Below are 26028 nucleotides of genomic sequence, written 5' to 3'. Positions count from 1 at the left end.
TCCGGGAGACGGGCCCTGTTCAGGCTGTAACCCCAGACGCACGAGAGCAGATACTAAAGTAATCCTTACTTAAAGAGAAGTCCGACCGAACTTTCCCGACCCAGGATGAAACAGTTCGCATATCCCAACTTTTGACCTTGTCGGTCACCGTCAGTCTTTATCGGTCACCGTCAGTCGATCGGCAAGGCCATTGGACGGCTGGCCCGCCATACCCGGCTCCCGGCTTCCCGGGGGTACCGCCGGATCGGCCTCCGCCGCGGACCGACGACGTCGATCCGGCAGGCGCGGGAGCCGAGCCGGCGGGCCCGCGGGGTCGCTACCCGGCCGAGCCGGGCGTCTTCAGCAGCGGCACCAACTGGTCGATGGCGTAGGGGATGCTGAGCACGGTGTTGAAGGTCAGCGCGGTGCCCACCGGCGGATCCTCGTACGGCACGAACAGCGCCCGGCCCTCCGTGGCAACCTTCAGCCGGCTGTAGACGGGATCCGCCTTCACCCGCGCCTCGGCGTCGGACGCGTCCGTGACGAACAGCAGGCGGTCGACGTCGACGATGTTCAGCTGCTCGGAGCTGATCTCGGCGGCGAACTCCGACCCGGCGAGCTGGCCGATCTGGTCGGGCACCTTGAAACCGATCTCCGACATGAACACCGACCGGGGGTCGCTGGGAGCGAACACCGCGTACTGACCCGGCTCGTACGGGTCCACGATGGCCGTGGTCCTGCCCGCGAAGTCCGGGTTGCCCTGGCGCACGTCCGCGAACTTCTTGTCGATGGCGGCGATCAGGTCGTTGGCCCTGCCCTCCAGGCCGACCGCCTGGCCGGCGGTGCGGGTCATCTCCTTCCACGGGGTGGCGAAGTCGTCATGCTCCTTCGACTGGGCGACGGTGGGAGCGATCTTGGAGAGGGTGTCGTACTGCTCCTGGGTGATGTCGGAGTACAGCGCGAGGATCAGGTCCGGCCGGAGTGCCGCGATCTTCTCGAAGTTGAGTTCGTTGCGCTCACCGACGATCTCCGGGGCCGTCCCGGCCCACAGCTTCTCGCTCCACGGCCAGTTGCCGTAGGGACGCTCCCCGAACCAGTCGACGACGCCCACCGGCTTCACGCCGAGCGCGAGCAACGGCTCGGAGTCGGTCAGGCCGACCGCGACGACCCGGGCGGGTTGGGCGTTGATCCGGATCGAGCCGTATTTGTGAGCGATTGTGACCGGAAACGCACTTTGGCCGCTCTGGACGGACGACGGCTGGGGACTCGTGGTATCCGTATCGTCGCTGCCACAGGCGGCGAGTCCCAGCGCGATCGCCACAAAGACAACGACGCACCGTAGCAAGCGGGAAACGGTGGGAACACGCGCGACACGCGGCTGCGTAGTGAACATCTGCTCCTCTTCGGGTTCAGCCGGATCCGTGACCCGAAGGCCACGGGTCCGACACCTGGCGGAGCGCATACTAAAGTTATGCTTACCTAAATAACAAGGACTTCCCGCCGATTGATTATTTAGGTATACCTGCCCTAAGATTCTGTGACCATGAGGACCGCGTGACCAACAGGCTCCGGGTCGCATCAACGGGGACAACCGCCCCGCCCAACTCCGTTCCGACGAGCCCTGCTCCGACGAGTGCCGCGCCGGCGGACGGGCCGGTCACAGGAAGGCCCGCTCCCCGGGCCGCTTCGGGACGGCGGGGGTTGCACCCGGCACGGCGACCGGTCCTGTTGGGGGCCTCCCTCTGCGTCCTGGCGCTCCTGTGCGCCCTGTCGATCGCCATCGGTAGCCGACCGGTACCACTGGACCAGGTCCTGCGAGTACTGATCCATCGTGACGACGGGGACGTCGAGGCCATCGTGTGGGGGCTGCGCGTCCCACGCACCCTGCTCGGCCTGCTCGTCGGCGCCGCCCTCGGTCTCGCCGGCACGATCATGCAGACGCTGACCCGCAACCCGCTGGCGGATCCCGGGCTGCTCGGGGTGAGCGCCGGCGCCACGCTGGCGGTCGTCCTGTCCGTGTCAGCGTTCGGGCTGACCTCGCTCTACGGCTACATCTGGTTCGCCTTCGCCGGCGCACTGGCCGCCAGCGTGCTCGTGTACCTGCTGGGCGCCGCCGGGCGCTCCGGCCCGACCCCCGTCAAACTCGCCCTGGCCGGGGTCGGGGTGACCGCCCTGCTCGGCTCGCTGACCAGCGCCATCGCGCTGACCAACCCGGAGGCGCTGAACCGCTACCGGTACTGGTCCGCGGGATCCATCGCGGGCCGCGACGGCACGCTCGTGGCGCAGGCCGCGCCGTTCGTCCTGACCGGGGTGGTGCTCGCGCTCATGCTCGCGCCCGGGCTGAACAGCCTCGCGCTCGGCGACGACGTCGCCGCCGCCCTCGGCCGGCGGGTCGGCCTCATCCGGTTGCAGGGCGCCGTCGCCGTGACGGTGCTCACCGGGGGTGCCGTGGCCGTGGCCGGGCCGCTGGTCTTCATCGGGCTGGTCGTCCCGCACGCCACCCGGATGATCGCGGGGACCGACCACCGGTGGCTGCTGCCGACCTCGATGGCGCTGGCCTCCTGCCTGATCCTGGCGGCCGACGTGGTCGGACGGGTGGTCGCCCGCCCACAGGAGATCAACGTCGGCATCATCGTCGCCTTCCTCGGCGCGCCGTTCTTCGTCATGTTGGTCCGCCGCCGGCGTCTCGCGGAGCTCTAGCCGATGGCCACCCCGACCACGAGCACGAGCAGGCCAGCGTCCGCGGCCACGGCCACCTCCGCGGCTGCGGCTGCGGCTGCCTCCACGGCCGCGGCCAGCACAGCCGTGACCACGACCTACGGTCCGCTCAGCCTGAGCCGTGTCGGCGGCCGCACCGCCGTGCGGCTGGCCCGGCCCGCCGCGTCCGCCGTGCTGCGGCCACGGCTGGTGACGGTCTGTGCCGTCCTGGCCGCCGCCACGTTCGCCGTCTTCTGCCTGGGGATCGCGTTCGGTGACTATCCGATCGGCATCGCCGAGGTCGTCCCGGCGCTGTGGGGGTCAGGGGACCCCGGAGCGCTGTTCGTCGTGCGTGAGCTCCGGCTGCCCCGGGCCCTGGTCGGGCTTCTCGTCGGTGTCGCCTTCGGCATCTCCGGTGCGGTGTTCCAGACCATGACCCGTAACCCGCTCGCCAGCCCCGACATGATCGGGATAACCGCCGGCGCGCAGACCGCGGTCGTCGCGGGCATCGTGCTCGGCTTCGGTGCCGGCCTCGGCAGCCAGTTGCTCGGCCTGATCGGCGGCCTCGCCACGGCGCTGGTGATCTATCTGCTGGCCTGGAAGGGCGGCACCTCCGGATACCGGATCATCCTGGTGGGCATCGGGGTGTCCTGGCTGTGCAGCAGCGCCACCGACTACCTGCTGGCCAGGGCCCRCCTCGCCGAGGCCGGGCAGGCCCTGGGYTGGTTGGTCGGCAACCTCAACGGCAGGAGCTTCGACCAGGCCCGCCCGTTGGCACTGGCCATGGCCGTGCTCGTCCCGGTCGCGCTGGCGCTCGGCCGGGTCACCCGCACCCTCCAGCTCGGCGACGAGGTCGCGTCCGGGCTGGGGGTCCCGGTCCAGCGCACCAGGCTGGCACTTATGATCACAGCGGTCGGGCTGGTCGCCTTCGCGACCGCCGCGGCCGGGCCGATCGTCTTCGTGGCGCTGGCCGCCCCGCAGATCGCGCAGCGGCTGGCGAACCTCGCCTGGCCGCCCCCGCTCGCCTCCGGTCTCGCCGGAGCACTGATCGTGCTGTCCGCCGACCTGATCGGACGCCAGCTCCTGCCCGAAACCGAACTGCCGGTCGGCGTGGTGACCGGCGTGCTGGGCGCACCGTTCCTGCTCTGGCTGCTCGGCCGGGCGAACCGCGCCGACTCCGGAGGCTGATCCCGTGACGCTCCAGCCACCATCCTGGCCGACGGCACCGGCTGACCTCCCCGACACGGGCTCCACGAGCAGCTGCCCCACGAGCAGCCGCTCCACGAGCGGCACCGCCACGGACGGCAGCCCCACGGGCGAGCGTGGCCCGGGCCTGCCCGAGCTGCGGGCGAGCGGGCTGCGGCTGGCCTACGACAGCACAGTGGTCGTCGACGACCTCGACCTGRTCGTCCCCGCCGGCCGGATCAGTGTGATCGTCGGCGCCAACGCCTGCGGCAAGTCCACGCTGCTGCGTGCGCTGGCCCGGCTGCTGCGCCCGCGGGCGGGCGCGGTGCACCTGGACGGGCGGTCCATCCACTCGATGCCGACCAGGCAGGTCGCCCGGCAGTTGGGGATCCTCCCGCAGTCCCCGGTCGCGCCCGCGGGGCTGACCGTGGTCGACCTGGTCGGCCGCGGCCGTTCCCCGCACCAGACCTGGTGGCGCCAGTGGTCCGCTGCGGACGAACAGGCCGTCACCGAGGCGCTGCGGGCGACGGCCATGCTGGAGCTGGCCGGCCGGCCGGTGGACGAGCTCTCCGGCGGCCAGCGCCAGCGGGCGTGGATCGCGATGGCGGTGGCCCAGGGCACCCCCGTGCTGCTGTTGGACGAACCGACGACCTTCCTGGACCTCGCCCATCAGATCGACGTCCTCGACCTGGTCGTCGACCTGAACCGGCGGGAGAAGCGCACGGTGGTGATGGTCCTGCACGACCTGAACCAGGCGTGCCGCTACGCCGACCACATGATCGCGATGCGCTCCGGCCGCATCGTCACCCAGGGGCCACCCGCCGAGGTGGTGACCGCCGAGCTGGTGGAGGAGGTGTTCGGCCTGCGTTGCCAGGTGGTGGCCGACCCGGTCAGCGGCACCCCGCTGGTCATCCCGATGGGACGCCACCACAGCCCGCGGCCGGCCGCCGCCCTGAAGTCCTGAGGCCCGCGGCCGCTCCGGCCCCGAGCGGATGACAGCCGACGGATGACGGATGGGTACCGAGCGGGCGCCGGCGGGATGTCCGGGACTCAAGCAGACATGTCGATAAAGCTTAGGTAAGGTTACCTTAAGAATTTTCTATCGAATTTCCCGCCCACGAAGGGCGCCAAGCGGCTGTCCACGTCAAGGAGGAGCCCCATGCGGGTCGTCACGTTCGGCTACCAGACCTGGGGACATCGCACTCTGCGAGCCCTGCTGGACTCCGAGCACKAGGTGGCCCTCGCCGTCACGCATCCCCGCAGCGACCACGCCTACGAGAAGATCTGGGACGACTCCGTGGCCGACCTGGCCGAGGAGCACGGGGTTCCCATGCTGATCCGCAGCCGCCCCGACGAGGACCTGGTACGCCAGCTGGAGAAGGTCGAACCGGACATCATCGTGGCCACGAACTGGCGCACCTGGATCCCCCCGGAGGTCTTCACCCTGCCCCGGCACGGCACRCTCAACGTGCACGATTCGCTGCTGCCCGCGTACGCCGGCTTCGCCCCGCTGATCTGGGCTCTGATCAACGGCGAGCGGGAGGTCGGCGTGACCGCGCACATGATGGACGACGAGCTCGACGCCGGCGACATCGTGCTGCAGCGGGCTGTGTCCGTCGAGCCGACCGACACCGCCACCGACCTGTTCCACAAGACGCTGGCCCTGTTCGGGCCGATCACCGTCGACGGGCTGGCGCTCATCGCCTCCGGCCACACCGACTGGGTCAGGCAGGACCGCTCCAGAGCCAGCTTCTTCCACAAGCGGTCGATCGAGGACAGCCGCATCGACTGGACCTGGCCGGCCGAGGACATCGAACGCCTGGTCCGCGCGCAGTCCGACCCGTACCCGAACGCCTTCACGTTCCACCGCGGCGAGCGCATCCGGATCCTGTCGGCGGCGGTGTCGCAGGGACGCTACGGCGGCACGCCGGGCCGCATCTTCATCCGCGAAGGCGACGGCATCGTGATCGTGGCCGGCGCGGACGCCCGCCGTGGGCACAACCACGGCCTGGTGATCCGCCGAATACGCACCGACGACGGCGCCGAATACCCCGCCACCGAGTACTTCCGCACCATGGGTGGATACCTCACCAGCCGCCCGTGACCGCGTCGCGGCGGTGCCGTTCCCGAGCACCACAAAACCGCGTGGCCGGGTCACACCGGACCCGGCCCGTCACGGCATCAGGGATCAGGGGCGAGAACCTTCGGATCAGCTCGCGTTGATGGCGGTGGTCGCCTCGTGCCAGAGGTCGACCTCGTCCCTGCCCCGCCTGCGACGGACAACGGTCGCCACCGCACCGGCACCGGCGACAACCGCGAGAACGGCGAGCTTACGCAGCATGTCCGTCAACCTACCCGCGTCCGGCCATCCTGCCCACCGCCGTGATGCCGGAAGCCCACAGCCGGCTGTGACCGGCAGCCGTCAGCGCCGGCGGCGTCGACGGCTGCCGTGCCAGCCCTGCCATGCCAGCCCTGCCATGTCCAGAGCTGCCGGTCAGCGCTGGTGGCGTCAGCGCTGGTAGGTGGTCCGCAGCACGCCCCGGGCAAGGGTGTGGAACGCCAGGTTGAACCCCACGACCGCGGGCGTGACGGAGCTGTCGACACCGAGCGAGGGGACGTCGACGGCGTGCACCGCGAACACGTAACGGTGTGGACGGTCCCCCGGAGGCGGTGCGGCACCTCCGAAATCGGCCGTCCCGTAGTCGTTGCGCACGTGGAAGGACCCAGCCGGCAGGCCGGCTGGATCGCCGTTTGCCACCCCGTGGGCCAGCTCGGTCACGCTGGCCGGGATGTCGACGAGGAGCCAGTGYCAGAAGCCGCTGCCGGTGGGGGCGTCCGGGTCGAAGGCGGTGACGACGAAGCCGCGCGTCTGTGCCGGGAACCCGGACCAGCGCAGGTGTGGCGAGGCGTTCGCGCCGTCGGCCGAGGTGTGCGCGAACTCCTTGGTGAGCGCGTCCCCGTCCGCGAAGTCGTCACTGGTAAGGGTGAACGACGGTACGACGGGCAGAACGTCGAACGGATCCGGGGGAGTACCGCGGTCGAGCAGGGACATCAGCCAACCTCACTTCTTGTAGTTCTCCAACCGAACTTTTGTAATTCCTGTGGTTCCTGTGGTTGTCGTGGTTCTCCGACAGGCCGGTACCGGAGATCGCCCGTGTCCGCCCCGGCCGCCCCGGGAAATACCGTCACCCGTCTACCACCCACCGACCATGGCCGGACACGCAGGGGATGAGTGGCAGCCTCCCACGCGGTCTCCTGAAGCGGCCTCCCGAAAAGAAAATCAGGCCATATGTGGATGTCCGTCCTGGCCGCGACAGGCGACGGGCCACGCTGCGACTTTGCGCACCAGGGCGGGACGCACCAGCGGCCCAACAGCACGTTGGGAAGCCCCAGCCAGGTTTTTGGCACCGGGGTGGGACGCGGCGGACCCTGGACGGCTAAGGTGGGGTACGTCCCGGTGGGGCGACTACCGACTCCCCCCGTGTCGGTGGCCACCCATCGGGACCCTTTGTTTTCAGGCCGGTTGTTTCCGGCGCGGGCCCGGCCCAACTACCTGGGCTGTGACGGCTCCCCCTGTTGCGGCCGATTCCATCGCCGATCATTCGTTCCCCGCGTTCCCCCGTCGGTTTCCGATTGGTTCGCCGACCGGTTGATCCGGTGGCCCCGCCGGCTGGTTGATCCGGCGAGGGCCACCGGATCAACCGGTTCCGGTGATCAGCTGGTTCCGGTGATCCGGCGGGGCCTGCTGATCAGTCGGTTCCGGCGGTCCGGCGGGACCGGGCGGAGTGCCGGGCCCCGACCGGCGCCGCGCCCGGGCCGGAACGCCCACCCCGGCGCCGGGCCCGCAGCAGCTCGAACCCGATCGGAATCACCGACAGCAGCACGATCCCAATAAAGATCTTCTCGACGTTGTGCGCGATGAAATCGACCTTCCCGAGGAAGTAGCCGATCACCGTCACACCGGTACCCCACAGCAGCCCGCCGGCAATGTTGAACGTGACGAACAGCCGGTAGTTCATGCCGCTGACCCCGGCGACGATCGGGGTGAACGTCCGCACGATCGGGACGAAGCGGGCGAGGATCACCGAGCGGGGGCCGTACCGCTCGAAGAAGTCATGGGCCTTCTCCACGTTCTCCTGCCGGAACAGCCTGGAATCCGGGCGCCGGAAGAGCGTGGGGCCGACCTTGCGCCCGAACAGGAAGCCCGTCTGGTCACCGGCGATCGCGGCAACGGAGATCAGCGCGCAGGCCAGCCACAGCGGGGTCGACAGCGTGCCGTTGGAGACGAGCAGCCCCACCGTGAACAACAGCGAGTCACCGGGCAGGAAGAAGCCGATCAGCAGCCCGGACTCCGCAAAGACGATCAGCAGGATGACGAACAGACCGGCCTTGGCCAGATGCTCCGTGTCCAGGAAGCTCGGGCCGAGCGCGAGGGTCGTCGAAGCAAGCGTGGACGCGGTCAACACGATGGCGGGCCTCCGGAAGCGGCTCGGGATACCAGGCGGCTGGCGGCCGATTCGGTTCCCGCCTCGACCGGGCACTCCTCGAAGTGACAACGGACCAGCGCCGACCCGGCTGGCCCGACCGACGAAGAGCAACGCGGTCACGACCGTCCGCGTTACTGACCGCCCGCCAGCTCACCAGATCGAAGCTTGGCTGCCCGACAGCGTATCCAGTGGGACCACGGGAGGTGCCGCGACCCCGCTGTGACGTCTCGTCACGCCGGCGCGGACATCCGCGCCGGCCGCGTACGACACCTCTGCCGCACCCACCGCGCTCCGCCCCGGCGCGGCGACGTTGCCGGTCGACCCGGGCAGGCAGGCGCATGCGCGGTTGAACCGCGTGACGAACCGAATCTGCGCGATAGGATCGGCTAACACCGTTAGCCACACCTGTGGCCACCAACATCAACCATGCGGTGACATCACCGCGCCCGAAGGAGATCAGTCATGTCCGAAGCGGACAAGATCTACTATCGCAAGCCCGGTCGGTTCACCCGACATGTCTTCAACRACCTGGTCGCGGGCTTCACCCGGGCCGGTGTCAGCATCTGGGGCAGCCGCGTCCTGGAGGTGAAGGGACGGACCAGCGGGCAGCCCCGCCGGGTCCCGGTCAACCTCCTCAACCATGAGGGCGGGCAGTACCTGGTCGCGCCACGAGGCGAGACCCAGTGGGTACGCAACCTGCGCGCCGCCGACGGCAACCTCGACATCCTGCTCGGGCGCCGCCGGGAGCACCGGAGTGCCCATGAGGTGGCGGACGCGGACAAAGCGCCGATCCTGCGCGCCTACCTCCGCCGCTGGAAAGCCGAGGTCGGAGTGTTCTTCGACGGCGTCAGCGCGGACTCGACCGACGAGGAGCTCGCCCGCATCGCGCCGAGGCATCCGGTGTTCGTCCTCGACCCGCTCGCATGACGCGGTCCGTTCCCTCCCCGTGYGCCGACTCCTCCCAGCGTGCCGATTCCGCCCCATGCGCACCGTCCCGGTCGCGTGCGCTCAGCCCCCGCGCCGCGGAAATCATCGCCGCGGGCAGGCGACTGCTCGAGGCGGAAGGAGCCGACGCCCTGACCATGCGCCGGCTGGGCGCCGATCTCGGCATCCAGGCGCCCTCCATCTACAAGCACCTGCCGGGCAAGCACGCCGTCGAACTGGCCCTGGTCGACGAAGCACTGGCCGAGATCGGCCAGGCTCTGCATCAGGCGGTGCGCCACCCTGGAGCGGAGGGCAGCATCGCAAGCGTCCTGACCGCCTACCGCGAGTACGCACTTGCCCACCCGAATCTGTACCGCCTGGCCACCAGCTCCCGCCTGCCCCGTGGCTCGACAACACCCGGCCTGGAGGAGTGGTCCGGCGAACCGTTCTTCCTGGCGACCGGCGACCCGCAGGTGGCGCAGGCCATGTTCGCCTTCGCCCACGGCATGGTCATCCTTGAGCTGGACCAGCGTTTCCCCACCGGCTCCGACCTGCGACGAACCTGGGATGCCGGCGCCGACGCCTTCGCGTCCGCGCGCGGGTCACGGTCCGCCACCAGCACCGCCGTGCCCGTCCCCTGGCCCGAGACCGAGACCGAGACCCGCTGACAGCGATCGGTGGCGGCCCGTCCCGTCCGTACACCCTCGAAGCGCCCGAGGAGCGAGTTTTTCCCAGAACTTCCAAGATCGAATTTTGGACGCGCGTCCGAGCGCGAAAAACATGATCGCGCTGCCTCCGGCCATCCAGCGGGTACTCCTGGTCTACCGGGCACAGTCCGCAGGCGCACAAGGGGGCCKGCATGCACGAGGTCGACACGCACGAGGCCGATGTGATCGTGATCGGAGGCGGCCCGGCGGGGGAGAACGTCGCGGGCCGATGCGCGGACAACGGGCTCACCGTCTCGATCGTGGAGCGCGAGCTGGTCGGCGGGGAATGCTCGTACTGGGGATGTATTCCGAGCAAGACGCTGCTGCGCCCCGGCGACGTGCTCGCCGCGGCCAGCCGTGTTCCCGGTGCCGCACAGGCGGTCACCGGTACCGTTGACGCCGCCGCGGCCTTCGCGTGGCGCGACTACATGACCGGCGGCTGGGACGACGGCGGCCAGGTGCCCTGGCTGGACAGCAAGAAGATCACGCTGTTCCGCGGGGCCGGCCGGTTGGTCGGGACCCGGACAGTCGAGATCACCGGCGATGACGGAGCCAGAAGGCTGACCGCGAGACGGGCGGTGGTTGTCGCGACCGGGACGGTCGCGGTCGTCCCGCCGGTCGACGGCCTGCGCGACGCGCGTCCATGGAACAACCGGAGCGCCACCGCGGCAACCTACGTGCCGCGCCGGCTGCTGGTGGTCGGTGGCGGCGCGACCGGGGTGGAGATGGCACAGGCGTTCCACCGTCTCGGGTGCCCACGGGTGACCATCGTCGAGGCCGCCGGGCGGCTGCTCGCGCGGGAGGAACCGTTCGCAGGGGAGGAACTGCGCGCGGCTTTCCAGGCCACGGGCATAGAAGTGATCACTGGTGTGCCGCTGGCGTCCGCGCGCAGGCAGGACGGCGACTCGGCGGTGGTGACGACGCTGGCCGACGGCAGCCGGATCAGCGCCGAGGAGATTCTCGTCGCCGTCGGTCGCCGACCGGCAACGGCGGATCTGGGCCTGGACGTGGTCGGGCTGACCCCCGGCCGGTTCGTCGACGTCGACGGCTGGATGCGGGCCACCGGGGTGGACGGGGGCTGGCTCTACGCCGTCGGTGACTGCAACGGCCGGGCGCTGCTGACGCACATGGGCAAGTACCAGGGCAGGCTCGCCGCCGACGTCATCCTCGGCCGCGACGTCCCGGCTGCCACGGACGTGGTACCACGGGTGATCTTCACCGATCCCCAGGTCTGCGCGGTGGGCCTGACCGAACAGCAGGCCCGGGACGCCGGCCTGCCGGTACGGAGCGTGACCTACGGTACGGGCGACGTGGCCGGCGCCCAGGTGCGCGGCCGCGCCAGCACCACGTCCAGCGGGACYAGCAAACTGGTCATCGACTCCGAACGATCGGTGATCGTCGGAGCGACGTTCGTCGGCCCGGACGTCCAGGAACTGCTGCACGCCGCGACCGTCGCCATCGTCGGCGAGGTACCCCTGGACCGCCTGTGGCACGCGGTCCCGTCATTCCCCACCGTCAGCGAAATCTGGCTACGCCTCCTCGAACAATACGGCCTGTAGCTCGCCGTCCTCCGTCCACCGCTCTCCGTCCGCTGGACCGATACCGGCCGTCGCCGTCCCCGCGCACCGTCGTGGCTTCGGGAAGACGACGAACGGCCCGCGGACGAAGCATCCAGAAGCGTGCCCCCGGCGGACATCACGGATGAATCCGGCCACCGTGTGGACACAGGTATAAAGTTGTCGTCCCGGGAGGCGTCGTTCCCGGTCATGGAGCACGGCGGGGAGCTCTGAATGAAGGTCCATCTGGATTTACGAAGATCATGTATGAAATTTCCTGATCCAGTGGCCGTGGGACGCGTGCCAGCCGTCGGAAACGCGCGGCCGGCCGGTGAAACGTGAACCGTCTACTCGTCGTTGCCGGGATCGACCCGGCGCACGTCACCGTGTTCACCGACCGGGCCCGGTACACCTGTGCCGCCCTGTTCATGGCGCTCTACTACGTCTATGCGACGGCCGGCTGCACGTTCTTTCTGATGATTGCGACCGGGGGCGGGATTTTCCCCGGAGTGCTCGTCGGCCTGCTGGTCGCGGCGGCCGTGGTGGTTTACGACAGATTCCTGCTGTCCCAGGTGAGCGTCGACTTCTCCGACCTCCACGAGGAGGACGCGCGACCGCGCGGCCGGCCGAGGATCGGCAGCTACGCGATCAGAGTCGTGATCACCCTGCTCATCGCGGTCATCGTGACCGACCCGCTGGTCCTGAAGATGTTCGACAGCGAGATCACGGCGGAACTCGGCCGGCGGCACACCGACCGGACGGCCACGCTCAACGCCGCAGTCGAGCAGGCCAGAACCGCTCGGCTCGCCGCGCTCGACGATGAGATCAAAAATGACCAGAACCAACTCGAGGCCGCCAGTACGGCCGTCAGGGAGGCATTCACCGCGGTCACGGACGAGCGCGAGGGCCGAGGAGCCACCGGCCTGGCCGGAAACGGCCCCGTGTTCAAGCTTCTCAACGATAACTACGCAAAGGCGGTCGCCCGGCAGAACGAGGCCGCGGAAACCCTTGCCACCGCACAGTCGAACAGGTCGGCGAACATCGAACGGATCAACGGTGACGCCAGGAGACAGACGGCGGAGAACAACGACAGCGCACCGCCGCCCGCCGGCGTTCTCGACCATCAGGACGCGTTGCTGACCGTACTCCGCCACAACCTGCACGCGCTTCTGGTCTGTGTAATGATCTCTCTGCTGCTCATAGCTCTCGACCTCGCGGTGCTGTTCATCAAGCTGGCCGGCCGCAACAGCGCCTACGAGATCTCCGTCGCCGCCGCGAGCCGTTCCCGGCTACGGGTCATGCTCGCCTCGTCCAGGGCCGACGAGGACGTCGATCTCATGGAGATCCGGCTGCGGGCCGAACAGGCGAAACGAGATCTGCGCCATCACTACTCGGCATCCCGGGATCGTCGGGTGACCGGTGACAACATCGGACAGACGAAACGAGATCCGCGTCGTCGCCACGGGACAACCGGGACAAAAAAGCCCAGGGCTCGCCGGGTGCGACGATGGCCACATCGTTACGGGGCGAACAGGGTCGAGGAGGAGCTGAAAGGAACGGTGTACACCTCCGAAAACATCTCACCAGAGCTGAGCGATCTGYTCGACTCGCTCTCCAGCCCCCTGGCCGCCGCCGTGGGAGGACAGGGCACACAGATTACCTACGACGGGCCGATAATGTCCGGATCCTGGGAGAAGACGTTCTACTTCGTACCACCGGCGGAAAGCACCTTCGAGGACGTCCGGGAGCGGGCCCGAGGCGTTCTCGACTCGATCGCGCCCAACCGCGCGGCGGGAACGCCAGTCGCGTTCCCCGGGAGGGACGGCATCGATGCCACGGCCTTCCGGGCCTTCTTCACCGCCACCCGCGCCCTGGAGTCGATCTCGCTCGTGATCGGTCCGCTGGTCACGGCCCGGGTCGGGGACGAACTCCGGGGCACGGTCCTCACCGCCGAGGAACTGCCGGACGCCGACGAGGTATACCCCCCACGCGAGGCCGCGACAGTAGTCACCCGAATCCGGGAACGCGCCTCGGAACGGGCACCCGCTCCGGACCGGGACCTGTCAGAATGGATGCGGGCGACGCGCTCGGCAGCCGACCTTTTCCCTGATATTCCAGAAATTCCTGCCCCACGGGACGACGAACGAGGGCCGGACGAACGGCCATGACGGATACTCCGGATCACTGTTCACGCCACTCCCGGAGAAGGCCGGCAGCCGTCCGCGTCCACGGATGGTCATGGCCGAGAACTTCCTGGCAGCGCACAAACGCCTTCTCGGCGGCCGTTCGGGCCGGCCTCCGGTCATCGAGGGCGTACAGGTCCATCGCCGTGTTGATGGCGGAGGCAAGCGTGTCGGGATGATGGTCACCGAGAACCCGGCGCCGGCGCTCCCAGACATCCTTGTTCAGGCGCAGCGACTMCGGGTGGTCACCGAGCAGGTAATGGCATCCGGCAAGGTTCGCCGCGCTGGAAAGGGTGTCCGGGTGGTCATCGCCGAGAACCCGCTGCCGACGTTCCCACGTGTCCAGAGCCAACGTGTACGCCTCGTCGAAACGGCCCAGGGCACGCAGATCCATGACAATGCTGTTGGCTGACGCCAGGATGTCGGGATGGTCGGCCGGAAGAATCCGCCGCCGCCGACTCAGGATATCCTGGTCCAGCTCGTAGGCCCTCTGGTGGTCGTCCCTCTTCAGGGCGAAGAGAGCACGGGCCAGATGATGACCCGCGGCCAGGGTGTCGAGATGGTCGGGGCCGAGCACCGGTAGCCAGTGGCGGCGGGCACGTTCGGCGAGGTCACGGCTCTCGCCGAACCGCCCCCGCGCGTAGTGGTAACGGCAGAGGCCGAGAAGAAGACGACGGAATTCAGGCGGCTCGCCGGCCGTCGCGGCAAGCCGGCCGGCAACGGCCAGGACGTGGGGGGCCGTGGCACGAGAGACCAGAGCCTCATATGCGGGCCAGTTGGCCGGCTCGCCGGGACCGCCGGGGTTTTCGGTTCCCAGGCGGCGGAGCTCGTCGGCGTCCCGGCCGCCGTCGAGATCCGTGTGCGCCCCCACCCGGGTACGGCCAGAACATGTGGCCGGTTTCGAGGACGGAATGCCCGGAAAGGTCGAGGGCACATCGCCTCCGGCCCCGCCTCCAGTCCCCGCCGGGGCGATATCCGCATCGTTCGACAGCCCTGACCCGGGCCCCGGAGCTCCCCGCTCGGTCGCGCGGGCTACCCGTTCCGGGAACGGCATCGGACCTGCCGGTCTCATGCGGCCTGCCGTGGCCTGTTTCCGGACCGGTAACGTGGGCGGGCTGTCCGGCCTCCTCCGCCCAGCCTGTGCGTCCCGCAACCCGTCGAGCAGCCGGATCCGCGCCACCCGTTCATCAGCCGGCCCCGACAGATCCGTCAGGTCGATCCGTCCGCGTGTCCCCAGCATTCCGAGGCTGCCCGGAGCACAGGTTTCGATCATAATCGGGACCAGCCGCCGGGCATCTCCTTTCAGGTCCGATTCCCGTACCGCCTGCCACTGCGCGCCGCCGTCATCCGACTCGAGATAGGCCGGTGTCACCACCGCCAGCAGCCGGCTCGCTCGGCGCAGGCCCTCCTGTTCCAGAGCGGACCAGACAGTCCCCGGGACGGACTCCCATGCCCTGATCAGAACCCGGTACCCGTTCTCCTCCAACGTCCAGGCGAGCCACTCCGCCCATTCACGATCCGCCTCGGCATACGAGACGAAGAAGTCCCAGCGGCCCTCATCGGCGCCCCCGTCGGTCACGTGCCCAGCATCCCACCAACAACGGATGGGGAGCGTAGGTGGTTTCCGTCGCCATAACGACTATTTCCACCCACGGCTTCCACGTCTGTAGGTGGAAAGCGCCGTCATAGCGGCGGTTGCCACCTACGCCTTCCGCTAATCTGAAGCAGATGTCACTGCCACCAGCGGAGTTCTATGCGACGCTCCCGCGCTCGATCGCCGGGGCCAGCGCCCTCTTCCATGATCCCGATGGTCGGATCCTGCTCGTCCAGCCGTCCTACCGCACCGACTCCTGGCTCCTGCCCGGCGGTCACATGGAGGAGGGAGAGTACCCGTGGGAGACCGCACGACGGGAAATCAAGGAAGAGCTGGGGCTGGACCTGCGGCTCGGACGGCTGTTGGCGATCGACTGGATACCGCCCCAGGACGACGGACGGCCAGCGCTGGCCAACTTCGTCTTTGACGGCGGGGTGCTCACCCTCGATGACGCCGAGCGACACCTGCGCCTACAGGCCGACGAGCTGATCGCATGGCGGCTGTGCACCCCCGCGGAACGCGATCAGCTTCTCGCGCCGTACATCGCCCGACGCGTCCACGCCTGCGCTGACGCCCTGCGCACCGGCCAGACCGCCTACCTCCAGCACGGCCGGCCCCCGACGGCCGCACCCGGCTGACCAGCCGCACACCCGTCAGGACGATCGGCCACCGGTTCGCACGCACCCCGACGATGGCTGTCTGGTCCGGCTCGGACGCGACGGCCGTCGGCCTGCCCGCTCCTGGCCGTATACCCGTGCGGGGCCACCCACACAAACCATGATCTGGACAAGTTCGCCGCTGTGCGCGCTTTTCCGCTCCTCACCGGACCGCCCCGGYCAGGGCGCCCGGGCTTCCCCTCGACACCCTTGGCCGCCGCCCGCCCACCAACCCCACCGGACCGACCACACATCCTGTTTCCCGACCGGCGAGCGGGAGCGAGGGTGCGAAAGAAGAGCCCGCGAACGGAGCGGTGACGCGGTTTCCGCTCCCCCTCACCCCKCGTTCTCGACGTCACGGCTCCGTTCGCGGACACCGCCGGCCGCGCCCCGCCTGCGACGCTGTCGCACCTGCGGGGACGGTCATCTACGGGGAATCCGTATCTGCGTATGGCGGTGTGGTGCGCCGTCGCCGCAATGATCCTTTCGTGGCAGCGTACGGGTATGGCGCATGAACAGCGTGTCCCGGACCCCAGCGGTCACCCTCGTCCTGACGATGCTCATCCTCGCGATGCTCGTTCTCGCGATGCTCGCCATCCTCATGACGCCAGTGGTCACCGTCCACATGACGCTGATGGTCACCGTGCCGTCCAYGCCGCCAACGATGACCGTTCCGCCCATGGTCACCGTTCCGCCCACAGCGACCACCCCGCCCATGGTCACCGTTTCGTCCGCTTCATCCACAGGGACCGTGGTGACCGTTCCCACGGTGACCGCGAGCAGTACCACGATGACCATGGACATGGTCATCGTCATGACCACGGCCACGGTGGTGGCGGTGGTCATGACGATGGTGGCGGCGGTGGTGGTGGTGACAGCGGTGGCCACGGGCATGGCGGTGGTGGCCGCGGAGGTGGAAACAGCCGTCACGATGACCACCATCACGGTCATGGTGACAGTGGCGCCGGGGACGGCACGGTGCACACGCATGACGTGTGGTGGCGGCGACGACTGCCTCACTGGCTGGTGCCGCACTCCCATGATTTGGCGAACCGGGTGGATTCGGCGGTGGAGACGTCCGCCGCGGGGATCCGTGCGCTGTGGATATCGCTGGCCGTGCTCGGGACGACCGCTGCTCTTCAGATGGTCATCGTCATGCTGTCCGGATCGGTGGCGCTGCTCGGGGACACCATCCACAACGCGACGGACGCGCTGACCACGCTGCCCATCGGCATCGCGTTCGTCCTCGGCCGACGGCCGCCCACCCGCCGTTACACCTACGGTTACGGCCGCGCCGAGGACCTGGCCGGCGTCGCCGTCCTCGCGACGATCGCCGCGTCCGCTGGCTTCGCCGCCTACGAGGCCGTCGACCGGCTGCTGCATCCCCGTGTGGTCACCCATCTGCCGGCGGTGGCCGCGGCCGGGCTGGTCGGGTTCGCCGGCAACGAGTTGGTGGCTCGACACCGGATCCGCATCGGCCGGCGGATCGGGTCGGCGGCGCTGGTCGCGGACGGGCTGCATGCCCGCACCGACGGGTTCACCTCGCTGGCCGTGCTGCTGGGCGCCGCCGGTGTGGCCGTGGGCTGGGACACCGCCGACCCGGTCATCGGCCTGGTCATCACCGTCGCGATCCTCGCCGTGCTCCGCGACGCCGCCGGCGAGGTCTACCGACGCCTGATGGACGCCGTCGACCCGGATCTGATCGACGCGGCCGAGGCCGCGCTACGGGCCACCCGGGGTGTCAGCGCCGTCGGCCGGGTCCGGTTGCGCTGGATCGGCCACCGCCTGCACGCCGAGGCCGACATCGTCGTCCCCGGGGAGCTCACCGTCGTCGACGCGCACGCGATCGCCATGGCCGCCGAGCATGCCCTCACCCACGCCGTGCCGCGGCTGATCACCGCGACCGTTCACACCGACCACCCAGCGGCGCACGAACCGGCAGCGCGCGACTTGGCAATGTACGACCTGCATGACCCGTATGACACGCGTGACGCTGACCATCGGTGTGCACTGTTCGCCCGCCACGGCGTTCTCGCGCACTCCCGCACCGGTGACACCAGCCAGTGAGACGCCAGCTCGTAGGACACCCGTGGACGCCGACCCACAGGGCACCAGCCCGTGAGGCGCTCCCGGGGCAGCCGGCGGCACGCGGTACGGCGAGAGTTGTCCACAGCCCACCCGGCCCCCGGCGCACCCGCGCGGCCAGCGGGCCGACGGCAATGGTCAGCGTCGCGTCGATGGACGCCGATCATGACCTGTGTGGATGGTTGCGGACGGGATTCGCGCTACTTGGCCAGCGCTCAAGGCGCTTGGTGCGGCCGCGTTACCTGGTGCGGTCGCGTGCCGTGAGCAGGTCCGGCAGTGAGGCGGCCGGATCTGCGCCGGGCTCGGCGCGGGCCCAGGCCAGCAGCCGCGCGAGGTCAGGCTCGTCCCCGGCCCCGGCCGGGGCCACGACGGGCAGCACACCCTCGAGCACCTCGCCCGCGGCTGCGTCCACGGTCACCTCGGTGCCCGCCAGGCCCATCAGTGTCCCGGTGCCGCAGCCGACCACGCAGGGCACGCCAAGCTCGCGGCTGACCACCGCGGCGTGCGACGTCGCGCCACCGAGCTCGGTGAGGATCGCCGCGACGGCCGACATCGCCGGCACGTCCTCGGGGTCGGTGGTCGGACGGGCCAGCACGACGGCCTCACCGGCGTCGGCGCGATCCTGAGCCACCTCGGTGTCGCAGACCACGACGCCGCTGACGACCCCCGGGCAGGCGGGGCGTCCCGAGGCCAGCACGCGTGCGGCCGCGCGCGCGTGCGGCTCGATGTGCGGGCGCAGCACGGCGGCGACCTGTGCGGGAGAGACCCGGTCCAGGGCCTCGCGCTCGCCGATGAGCCCCTCCTCCGCGAGCGCGACGGCCAGCCGCACGGCGGCGACCGGCGAGCGTTTCGCGGCGCGGGTCTGCAGCAGCCACAGGCGCCCGGACTCGACGGTGAACTCGATGTCCTGCACGTCACGGCACTCCCGCTCGAGCGTCGCCGCGAGCGCCATGAGCTCGGCGTGCACGGCGGGCTGCGCCCGGGCCAGCTCGGCGAGGCGCAGCGGGTCGTGGGTGCCCGCGACCACGTCCTCCCCCTGCCCCCGCGGCAGCCACTCCCCGAACGGCTCGGGATCCCCGGTGAGCGGGTCGCGGGTGAACAGCACGCCCGTCCCGGACGCGTCGTCGAGGTTGCCGAACACCATGGCCTGCACGGTCACCGCGGTGCCCGCGTTGTCGTCGAGCCCGCGTTCGCGCCGGTAGGCCAGGGCGCGGCGCGAGTCCCACGAGGCGAACACGGCGCTCACCGCGGCTTCGAGCTGCGCGGCCGGCTCGGTGGGCGGCGCGACACCGACGACCGCCTCGAACTGGCGGGTGAAACGCCGGGCGGTGTCGGCCGCGAACCGGGCGTTGCCCGTCGACGCGGCCAGCGCCACCTGCGCCCGCGGCGTCATCCCCAGGTTCAGGACGGTGTCCATCATTCCGGGCATCGATACGGCCGCGCCCGAACGCACCGACACCAGCAGCGGCGCGGGCCCGCGGCCGAAGGTGCGGCCGGTGACCTCCTCGAGGTGAGCGATCGCCGCGGGCAACGCCGCGCGCACGTCGGCGGGCAGCCGGCCACCGCCGGCGCGGTGGCGCGCGCACGCCTCGGTGGTCACGACGAAGGCCGGCGGCACCGGCACCCCGAGCGCGAGCATCCGCTGGATGCCCCACGCCTTGCCGCCCAGCAAGGCGCGGTCGCCGTCGAGGTCGGGGACGAGCGGGCGCACCGCGGTGGTGATCGTGGTCATCCGGTCGTGGCCTCCTCGCTCGCCCGGTCGCGTCCGGTCGCGCCGTAGAGCTCCTCGTGCAGCTCGTGGAAGACGGTGTGATAGCTGTCGACCATCGGATGCGTCAGGAAGCGCCGGTCGCCGCCGCGCAGCCGGACAAGCGCCATCTCCAGCCGGCCGGGATAGCGGCTCAGCCGGGGGATGATGGCGGCCGCCCGCGTCGCGAGACGGCTCACGTCGCCGTGCAGCGCCTCGACCCGGGTGATGACCACGGCGTCGTACGCCTCGTCGGAGTGGTCGTTGGGCTCCCCGTCGCGCAGCTGCCAGTCCCGCAGGATGACCTTCAGCGTGTGGTCGTGCGCGCTGAACTCCTCCCAGACCAGGTCGAGCGCGGTCACGTCCAGGCCCGCGCGCTCGGCGGCCAGCGCCGCCCGCAGCATGTCACGCCCGCCGGGCATGAGCCGATAGCGGCCGCGGCGCTCCTGGACCTGCCCGGCCGCGACGAGCGACCCAAGCGAGCGGCGCACGGCGGCCTCGTCGCCGCCGGCCAGCCAGATCACCGTGGACGCGTCCGCCAGCCCGCCCTTCAACCGCACCGCCTGCAACACCGCGAGATCCATCAGGCCACCTCCTCGGATGGAACTGCTGCCCGCTCGGACGGGGCGCCGGGCCGCTCGAATGAAGCGCCGACCCGCTCGGGCGGGGCCACGGCCCGGCCTCGCGGGCTCCCACCCGCCTCACGCGCTCCCGCCTCACGCGCTCCCACCTCACGTACTCCCGGCTCACGCGCTTCCGACTCACGTACTCCCGGCTCACGCGCTTCCGGCTCGCCCGTGCGGCCGTCCAGCGGATCGAGGGTGATCCGCACGCCGGCTTCTACCAGCGCCCGGCGCACCTGCCGCGAGCTTTCGTACAGGACGCCGACCATCCCCAGGTCGCGCGCGGGCACGAGGTTCTCGGGGAAGTCGTCGACGAAGGCCACCTCCCGTGGCCCGCGGCCGAGCATCGCCAGGAGCCTGCGGTAGATCGTGGGATCGGGCTTGCGCAGCCCCAGCTCCGACGAGTCGCCGTAGGCGTCGATCGTGCCCGCGGGCAGCAGCGTGTGCAGCCAGTCACGCCGCTCGGCGAAGATGTTCGTCAGCAACGCGGTCTGGTAGCCGGCCGCCTTGACCTCGACGACCAGCGCGACCATCTCGGGCCGGACGCTGTCGCCCATGCACGCCCACAGCATCGCGTCCAGACGCTGTGCCGGCACGTCGACATGATGTTTCTCGGCAATCGCCGAGGAGCACCGGCGGTAGAACTCGGCGATCGGCATCCGCCCCGTCTCGCAGCGGGCGAACAGTTCGCCGCCGCGGACGAAGGACATCACCGTGCCCGCCGGCAGGCCGTACTCGGCGTCGACCTTCTCGAACTCTCCGACGGGGCTCGGGCACAGGACCCCGCCCACGTCGAAGACGACCGCCCCGATCATGCCCGGCGGGGCGGCGAGCCCGCGTGGACGAACTGCGCGCCACGGAACACGTCGACCTTGTGGATGTAGCCGTTCTGGGTGAACAGCGGGAACTCCCGCCCCTCGGGGTCAACGAAGATCGCGTAGTAGTCCTGCATCGTGGCGGCCCAGTTGGGGGCGTCCAGCCCGACCTCGGACTCCTGCATCGCCACCGCGACCCGCCCCGTCGGACGCACCAGGTCACCGGCGATGCGGTGCCCGTTGGAGAACTCGAGCTCGTAGTGCTTCGGGCAGGCGGTCGCCTCCTTGTGGTAGACGCCGCCCACGCAGGGGACGAGCGTGTGCGCGTCCGACCACCAGCCGGCGACCGGCATGGGAGCCGGCTCGGGCAGTTCGTGGCTGCGCAGCGCGATGACCGAGAAGACGCTGTCGTCCGGCAGGATCGCCGACAGGAGGTCCCAGCCGGTGTTCCACATGAGCTGGGTCTTGCGCCGGCCCCAGCCGCGGTCGCGCCAGCCGAAGCCGGAGAACGCAAGCTCCGRCCCGCCGCGCCAGCGCATCGTCCCGTTGGCCGTGACGACCTGTTCGGTGTGGCAGTAGACCTGCCCGCTCTCCCCGGTGGCGTAGTAGCCCTTGAACATGGTGTCCCACAGGGGCGCGAAGTGCCTCCCCTTCAGCGTCAGGTCGAACTCGACCTCGTCGAGGCTGCCGACCCACCGCAGCTCGTGATTGGAGTCCCAGGAGAGGTTGACCACCTCCAGCCGCGCGAGCTCGTTGCCGACCTGCCGGTCGTTGTGCGTCCCGTCGGTCCGCAGCACCTGGATGACCGAGTTGTTACCCTGCGCGACTCCGATGGCGCACCGGGTGTTCGGCGAGCGATTGGCGCTGACCGTCATGTGCATGTTGATGTTCGCGTTGAGGATGTCATCACGGACGGTGATGAAGAAGGTCTCCTTCCACGGTAAGGACTCGTCGCCGAAGGGCTTGTGTAACAGCTCGTCCTCGGGGCGGGGCAACCATTCCGCCGGGACGCCGCGGGACGACACGGTGGCCGTGCCGGTGGTCGCACTGGTGGCCGTGGGAGTGCTCATGCGGTGCTCTCCAGTTCACTGTCACGGATCACACTGTCACTTTTTGTGCTGTCACTTTTTGTGCTGCCACGGGTCACGCCGTCGCGGTCCGCGCCTTCCGCGGCCCGCCTGAGGATCTCCACCGTTCCCTTGTTGCCGTCGACCCGGACGCGGTCGCCGGTGCGCAGCACCCTGGTGCCGTTGCCCGTACCGATGACGCACGGCACCCCGACCTCGCGCGCGACCACGGCGGCGTGGCTGAGCAGGCCGCCGATGTCGACCACCAGAGCCGAGGAGAGGAACAGCACCGACGCCCAGCTCGGGTCGGTGGTCACGCACACGAGCACCTCGTCGGGCTCGATGTCGTTGAAGGTCGGGTCGTGGACCACGCGTACGAAGCCCTCGGCGATCCCGCCGCTGGCACCGATGCCACTGACAGTGGCCTGCGCGTCCTGCGCGTCCGAGGCACCAGACGTGTCGTCCGCGGGCGCCAGCTCGAAGGGCGCGGGCCGGCCCTGCCAGTGCGTGGGGATATCGTGACGCAGGAAGTCCGCGCGCTGGGCGCGCCGCCGGGCGGCGATCTCCTTCGCCCCGGCGGGCAGCCCGTCGACGAGCTCGGAGACCTCGAACAGGAACACGTCCTCGGGATCGTCGAGACGCCCGTCCGTGGCCAGCAGTGTGCCCAGCCTCCGAGCGGCTCCGCGGGCGACGTCGAGAGCCTGCAGGTAGGCGGCCTTGGCGACCCCGCGCAGCGGGATCCGCGACACGGCCAGCTTCAGCACGAGCTTCGCCCCCGGCCGCTGCGCGGCGGGCAGCCCGGCCAGCAGCTCACGCTCGGCCCGCTCGCGCGCCCGGGTCCGCTCCGCGGCGGCCAGCGCCGGGTCCTGGGCGTCGTCGCGCTCGCCGTACTGCGCGGCGAGGYGGAGCACCGGCGTGGGGTCCTCGCGCCAGACCCGCCCGGAGACCTCGCCCTCGCGGGGTCCGTGGTAGCCGTGCTCGGTGAGAAAGGCGTCGAGATCCAGCTCCCCACGCCCCATCCGCCACAGGTCGAAGATGATGTCGGTCTCGGCGTGCGAGCCCTGGCCGGCGACGAGCGCGTTGGCCTGCGCGTGGTCCAGGCCCGCCTTCTCGATGAGGGTGAGCAGCTGGTCGTACACCGCCTGCACCCCGATGAACACGCCACCGGCCTGCACCCGGATCATCTCCGTGAAGCGGTCCCGGCCCTCGGCCAGCGCGTGCCGGGCGCCGGCCTCGTCGAGGGTGTCGAAACGCGGTACCCAGGCCTGCCACCAGGCCTTCGTCGGCCCGGTCCGCGCGATCACGTCCCGGCGGATGGTGGCCAGCGCGTAGGGCATCCTGACCGCGACGAACGGCAGGCGGCGCCTGGAGCGGGCCAACGGGATGCCCGCCGGGACCTCGCCGAGCAGCTGGCGCGCGATCGCGTCCGGCCCCGAGCCGGGCAGCAGCCCGCCCATCTCACAGAAGAAGTTGACGTTCAGGGCGGCGCGGCCGTAGAAGACGGCGGCGACGGCGTCGTTGGGATCGTCCTGCACACGGACATCACCGGACGCGAKCGCACCCATACGCGCGAAGCAGTCACGGACCCCGACGTCGACCGCGGGGCCCCACAGCGACCAACCCAGGGGTGTTGCCACGCCCGGGAGTGCCTCCCCCACGTTCGTCGTGCTCCAGAAGCGTTCAAGTCGTGACTGTGTGTGTAAAGGACCGCTCGGGTCCACGTTGATGGTCATGCGGCTCCTCTCCTGCTCTGGCCTCCCGCTCCGGCCCCGGCCACGGACAACAAGGCGGTGAGGCTGCCTGCTCGTCAGGTGCAGTCAGCGTTTACAAACAAGTGTTTGTTGTCAAGAGAGGGCTCGTCGGATGCGCACGAAAACAACCGACAGACACGGGTGGAGCTGGGGGAACGGCGGATGGGTGAGCCGGGTGCGCGGGAGGCGTACCCGGCGGCCAAGCTGGCGTTCGAGCTGGGCCGGCTGTGCGGGAACCGCGCCAGCGGCGCGGCTGGCGCCAGGCTGAGCTGGCCCACGCGGCAGGCATGACGCAGCCTGGGCTACACGCACCACGTGGCCCCCGCCTGTGTGGCGGGGGCCATCTCGATCGTGACACGCAGGGCCGCTGAAGCGGTACACGGCCAGGCGCAGACGCCAGACCGCCCTCATCGAGGCCCCGAGTAGGCCCCTACCTGGGGCCTCCCTGTTTCCCGGCAAAGATCGGACCGGGCCGGGTCTCGGGGGTCGGGATGGCCCCGTTGACAGGGGCCGTCCCGTTCACCGGCACCGTCGGGTTCGGCGCGACGGCCCTGGTTGCCGGAACGGTGCCGGTCTCGCCGTTGACCGAGACCCCCGCAAGCGCGGTGCTCTTCACCCCGCCGTTCGAGCCCGTCCAACCCTCCGGCGCCGGATCACCCCAGCGCCAGCCGGGGATGACGTGGCGTCGGTAGAACTGCCGGAACTCACGGATGGCCGGGCCGTCTGGCTTGACCAGCAGAGGTTTGGCCGGTGGATTGCGCATCCACTTCAGGACTTCCATGTCGGAGTAGTAGTTCCAGCGAACCAGGAAGAACATGAAGCGGGCGAACGCCTTGTTCAGTGGCAGGAAGTAGCGGTCCGGACCGATCTTGCGGACGGCGATGCGCCAGGAGAAGGTGAACAGGCCCTCACGGATCGGGGTCGCGGCGGTGAGCACCGTCAGCAGCGGGGTCTTCCTGTTGATTTTTGTGCTGGTCTGGGTTCGATAGACGCCGATACACGGGGCGGCCATCTCACCAAAGGCGTGGGTGCTGATCGCCTGAAGTCGGGCGTCTCCGGCGTTGCTCAGTGGGTGGAGCTGGAACTCGAACCGGTTTCCCTCGTTCGCCAGCACGGAGTACTCGACCGGCACTTTGATTTTGTGGCTGTACGGAAAGTGATAGGAATCGACAATGTGTTCCGAAATACGCTCGGGATCGCCACGGCCGATGTATATCTGGCCCTTGACGTTCTCGAACCGGTCGGATTCGAAGTGTGACAGGTCGACGAACGCGCGGACGGGTTCCGGGCCGTACCAGAAGTAGATGTTCCCGGCCCGTTCGATCACCGGGATTGAGCGCTGTCGCGCTCGGGCCGGAATCTTGTCCGTCGGCACACGCGGCATGGATGTGCAGCGGCCGTCGGTCTCGAACTCCCAGGCGTGGTATCCGCAGGCCAGCCGGTCCTCGGTCACCCAGCCGGATCGGGCCAGGTCAGCGCCGGCGTGGCAGCACAGGGAGTCGATGATGCCGACCTTGCCGCTCTTGGTACGAAACAGCGCCCACTGGTGTGACATCAGCTCGAGCGGAACGACGTCGCCCGGCTTGAGATCCTCACCGTAGCGGGCGAAGTACCAACCGACCGGGTAGTCGGTGCGTTGTTTCTCACTGACGGGCTGGTTCGCCAGCAGGCGTCGGTCATAAGCCTTCAGCCGTCGTCGCCGAGCCGACACAGGGCCTCCTCTGGATTGTTACCAAATCAATAATGACATCGCTTGGTCGGGTTGTTCCCATCCGGTGCACGGGAATGCCGCGCCATCTGTAGCACCCTGCTTCTCAGGTCGGGTGGCCCGGGAGAATCGCGCCCCTGGGCTCCCGCAGAACGGAGCGTRACAGTCTCCCGTTGCTCCGCTCCTGCCATCCTCGTCAGCCCTCGCGCGACGTACCCCGGTAGATGTCAAGTCAAATGAGACAGTTGGTCGTTACTCGGTTGG

General features: G+C 69.8%; 23 protein-coding genes. 11 read left to right on the top strand and 12 right to left on the bottom strand.

The features are described from left to right. Window positions 1-316: 316 nt before the first annotated feature. A complete protein-coding gene (locus tag BL254_RS19515) occupies window positions 317-1300 on the bottom strand; it encodes an iron-siderophore ABC transporter substrate-binding protein (RefSeq protein ID WP_235433593.1) in 984 nt (327 codons plus the stop codon). A gap of 380 nt (window positions 1301-1680) precedes the next feature. Here BL254_RS19515 and BL254_RS19510 point away from each other — a divergent pair, with 380 nt between their 5' ends. From BL254_RS19510 to BL254_RS19495, 4 genes are all read left to right on the top strand, one after another. Continuing rightward, window positions 1681-2679 (top strand): iron ABC transporter permease, encoded by a 999-nt coding sequence (locus BL254_RS19510; protein WP_047223660.1) that lies wholly within the window; start codon window positions 1681-1683, stop codon window positions 2677-2679. 105 nt (window positions 2680-2784) lie between these two features. Next, window positions 2785-3864 carry an iron chelate uptake ABC transporter family permease subunit gene (locus tag BL254_RS19505; protein WP_076844456.1) on the top strand — a complete coding sequence of 360 codons (1080 nt, stop codon included), beginning with the start codon at window positions 2785-2787 and terminating at the stop codon, window positions 3862-3864. Window positions 3865-4009: 145 nt separating this feature from the next. Beyond that, window positions 4010-4825, top strand: coding sequence for an ABC transporter ATP-binding protein (locus BL254_RS19500; RefSeq protein ID WP_076844479.1), 816 nt, complete (start codon window positions 4010-4012; stop codon window positions 4823-4825). Between the two features lie 195 nt (window positions 4826-5020). Next, on the top strand, window positions 5021-5965 hold the full coding sequence (locus tag BL254_RS19495) for a methionyl-tRNA formyltransferase (RefSeq protein WP_076844455.1): 945 nt from the start codon (window positions 5021-5023) through the stop codon (window positions 5963-5965). Between the two features lie 105 nt (window positions 5966-6070). On the opposite strand, the gene BL254_RS19490 is transcribed toward BL254_RS19495, so the two are convergent. The 3 genes from BL254_RS19490 to BL254_RS19480 all read right to left on the bottom strand — a co-directional run bounded on the left by BL254_RS19490 (window position 6071) and on the right by BL254_RS19480 (window position 8327). Further along, window positions 6071-6202, bottom strand: coding sequence for a DLW-39 family protein (locus BL254_RS19490; protein ID WP_047223659.1), 132 nt, complete (start codon window positions 6200-6202; stop codon window positions 6071-6073). A 168-nt stretch (window positions 6203-6370) separates the two neighbouring features. Further along, window positions 6371-6913 (bottom strand): YbhB/YbcL family Raf kinase inhibitor-like protein, encoded by a 543-nt coding sequence (locus BL254_RS19485; RefSeq protein WP_076844453.1) that lies wholly within the window; start codon window positions 6911-6913, stop codon window positions 6371-6373. Between the two features lie 697 nt (window positions 6914-7610). Then, a complete protein-coding gene (locus tag BL254_RS19480) occupies window positions 7611-8327 on the bottom strand; it encodes a DedA family protein (protein ID WP_047223657.1) in 717 nt (238 codons plus the stop codon). 483 nt (window positions 8328-8810) lie between these two features. On the opposite strand from BL254_RS19480, the gene BL254_RS19475 reads away from it, so the two are divergent. The 4 genes from BL254_RS19475 to BL254_RS19460 all read left to right on the top strand — a co-directional run bounded on the left by BL254_RS19475 (window position 8811) and on the right by BL254_RS19460 (window position 13703). Further along, window positions 8811-9275 carry a nitroreductase family deazaflavin-dependent oxidoreductase gene (locus tag BL254_RS19475; protein ID WP_076844451.1) on the top strand — a complete coding sequence of 155 codons (465 nt, stop codon included), beginning with the start codon at window positions 8811-8813 and terminating at the stop codon, window positions 9273-9275. Then, complete coding sequence (locus BL254_RS19470) at window positions 9272-9940, top strand: TetR/AcrR family transcriptional regulator (RefSeq protein WP_047223655.1); 669 nt, start codon at window positions 9272-9274, stop codon at window positions 9938-9940. The genes BL254_RS19475 and BL254_RS19470 overlap by 4 nt, the downstream gene beginning before the upstream one ends. A gap of 191 nt (window positions 9941-10131) precedes the next feature. Further along, a complete protein-coding gene (locus BL254_RS19465) occupies window positions 10132-11538 on the top strand; it encodes an NAD(P)/FAD-dependent oxidoreductase (RefSeq protein ID WP_047223654.1) in 1407 nt (468 codons plus the stop codon). Between the two features lie 335 nt (window positions 11539-11873). Continuing rightward, window positions 11874-13703 carry a DUF4407 domain-containing protein gene (locus BL254_RS19460; protein WP_076844449.1) on the top strand — a complete coding sequence of 610 codons (1830 nt, stop codon included), beginning with the start codon at window positions 11874-11876 and terminating at the stop codon, window positions 13701-13703. 13 nt (window positions 13704-13716) lie between these two features. Here the strand turns inward: BL254_RS19460 and BL254_RS19455 are convergent, their stop codons facing one another. Further along, complete coding sequence (locus BL254_RS19455) at window positions 13717-15297, bottom strand: toll/interleukin-1 receptor domain-containing protein (protein WP_076844447.1); 1581 nt, start codon at window positions 15295-15297, stop codon at window positions 13717-13719. A gap of 149 nt (window positions 15298-15446) precedes the next feature. Between BL254_RS19455 and BL254_RS19450 the strand changes: the two genes are divergently transcribed. Beyond that, window positions 15447-15950 carry an NUDIX hydrolase gene (locus tag BL254_RS19450; RefSeq protein ID WP_047223652.1) on the top strand — a complete coding sequence of 168 codons (504 nt, stop codon included), beginning with the start codon at window positions 15447-15449 and terminating at the stop codon, window positions 15948-15950. 441 nt (window positions 15951-16391) lie between these two features. Here the strand turns inward: BL254_RS19450 and BL254_RS28635 are convergent, their stop codons facing one another. Then, entirely contained in the window at window positions 16392-16898 is a 507-nt protein-coding gene (locus BL254_RS28635; protein WP_175648422.1) for a hypothetical protein, read from the bottom strand. A gap of 48 nt (window positions 16899-16946) precedes the next feature. Between BL254_RS28635 and BL254_RS28630 the strand changes: the two genes are divergently transcribed. Next, on the top strand, window positions 16947-18035 hold the full coding sequence (locus BL254_RS28630; RefSeq protein WP_371390974.1) for a cation diffusion facilitator family transporter: 1089 nt from the start codon (window positions 16947-16949) through the stop codon (window positions 18033-18035). A 256-nt stretch (window positions 18036-18291) separates the two neighbouring features. Here BL254_RS28630 and BL254_RS19435 read toward each other — a convergent pair whose 3' ends face one another. The 5 genes from BL254_RS19435 to BL254_RS19415 are packed head-to-tail and all read right to left on the bottom strand — an operon-like array spanning window position 18292 to window position 24038. Further along, the gene (locus BL254_RS19435; RefSeq protein ID WP_052914690.1) at window positions 18292-19785 is read right to left on the bottom strand and encodes a pyruvate, phosphate dikinase; all 1494 of its coding nucleotides are present in this window, start codon (window positions 19783-19785) and stop codon (window positions 18292-18294) included. Beyond that, window positions 19782-20384: a hypothetical protein gene (locus BL254_RS19430; RefSeq protein ID WP_052914689.1), complete on the bottom strand. Its 603-nt coding sequence runs from the start codon at window positions 20382-20384 to the stop codon at window positions 19782-19784. Before BL254_RS19430 ends, BL254_RS19435 begins: the two co-directional genes overlap by 4 nt. Next, a complete protein-coding gene (locus tag BL254_RS19425; protein WP_076844443.1) occupies window positions 20384-21238 on the bottom strand; it encodes an HAD family phosphatase in 855 nt (284 codons plus the stop codon). The genes BL254_RS19430 and BL254_RS19425 overlap by 1 nt, the downstream gene beginning before the upstream one ends. Continuing rightward, a complete protein-coding gene (locus BL254_RS19420; protein WP_076844441.1) occupies window positions 21235-22308 on the bottom strand; it encodes a hypothetical protein in 1074 nt (357 codons plus the stop codon). Before BL254_RS19420 ends, BL254_RS19425 begins: the two co-directional genes overlap by 4 nt. Next, window positions 22305-24038 (bottom strand): PEP-utilizing enzyme, encoded by a 1734-nt coding sequence (locus BL254_RS19415; RefSeq protein WP_076844439.1) that lies wholly within the window; start codon window positions 24036-24038, stop codon window positions 22305-22307. Before BL254_RS19415 ends, BL254_RS19420 begins: the two co-directional genes overlap by 4 nt. Window positions 24039-24218: 180 nt before the next feature. On the opposite strand from BL254_RS19415, the gene BL254_RS29010 reads away from it, so the two are divergent. Further along, window positions 24219-24347, top strand: coding sequence for a hypothetical protein (locus BL254_RS29010; RefSeq protein ID WP_256386265.1), 129 nt, complete (start codon window positions 24219-24221; stop codon window positions 24345-24347). 139 nt (window positions 24348-24486) lie between these two features. On the opposite strand, the gene BL254_RS19405 is transcribed toward BL254_RS29010, so the two are convergent. Then, complete coding sequence (locus tag BL254_RS19405) at window positions 24487-25767, bottom strand: Rieske (2Fe-2S) protein (RefSeq protein ID WP_047223647.1); 1281 nt, start codon at window positions 25765-25767, stop codon at window positions 24487-24489. Between the last annotated feature and the right edge of the window lie 261 nt (window positions 25768-26028).

This window comes from Protofrankia sp. BMG5.30 (genome assembly GCF_001983005.1).
GTDB lineage: Bacteria > Actinomycetota > Actinomycetes > Frankiales > Frankiaceae > Protofrankia > Protofrankia coriariae.
The sequence above is the reverse complement of the archived record's forward strand: the minus strand, read 5'-3'. Positions and strand labels throughout refer to the sequence as shown.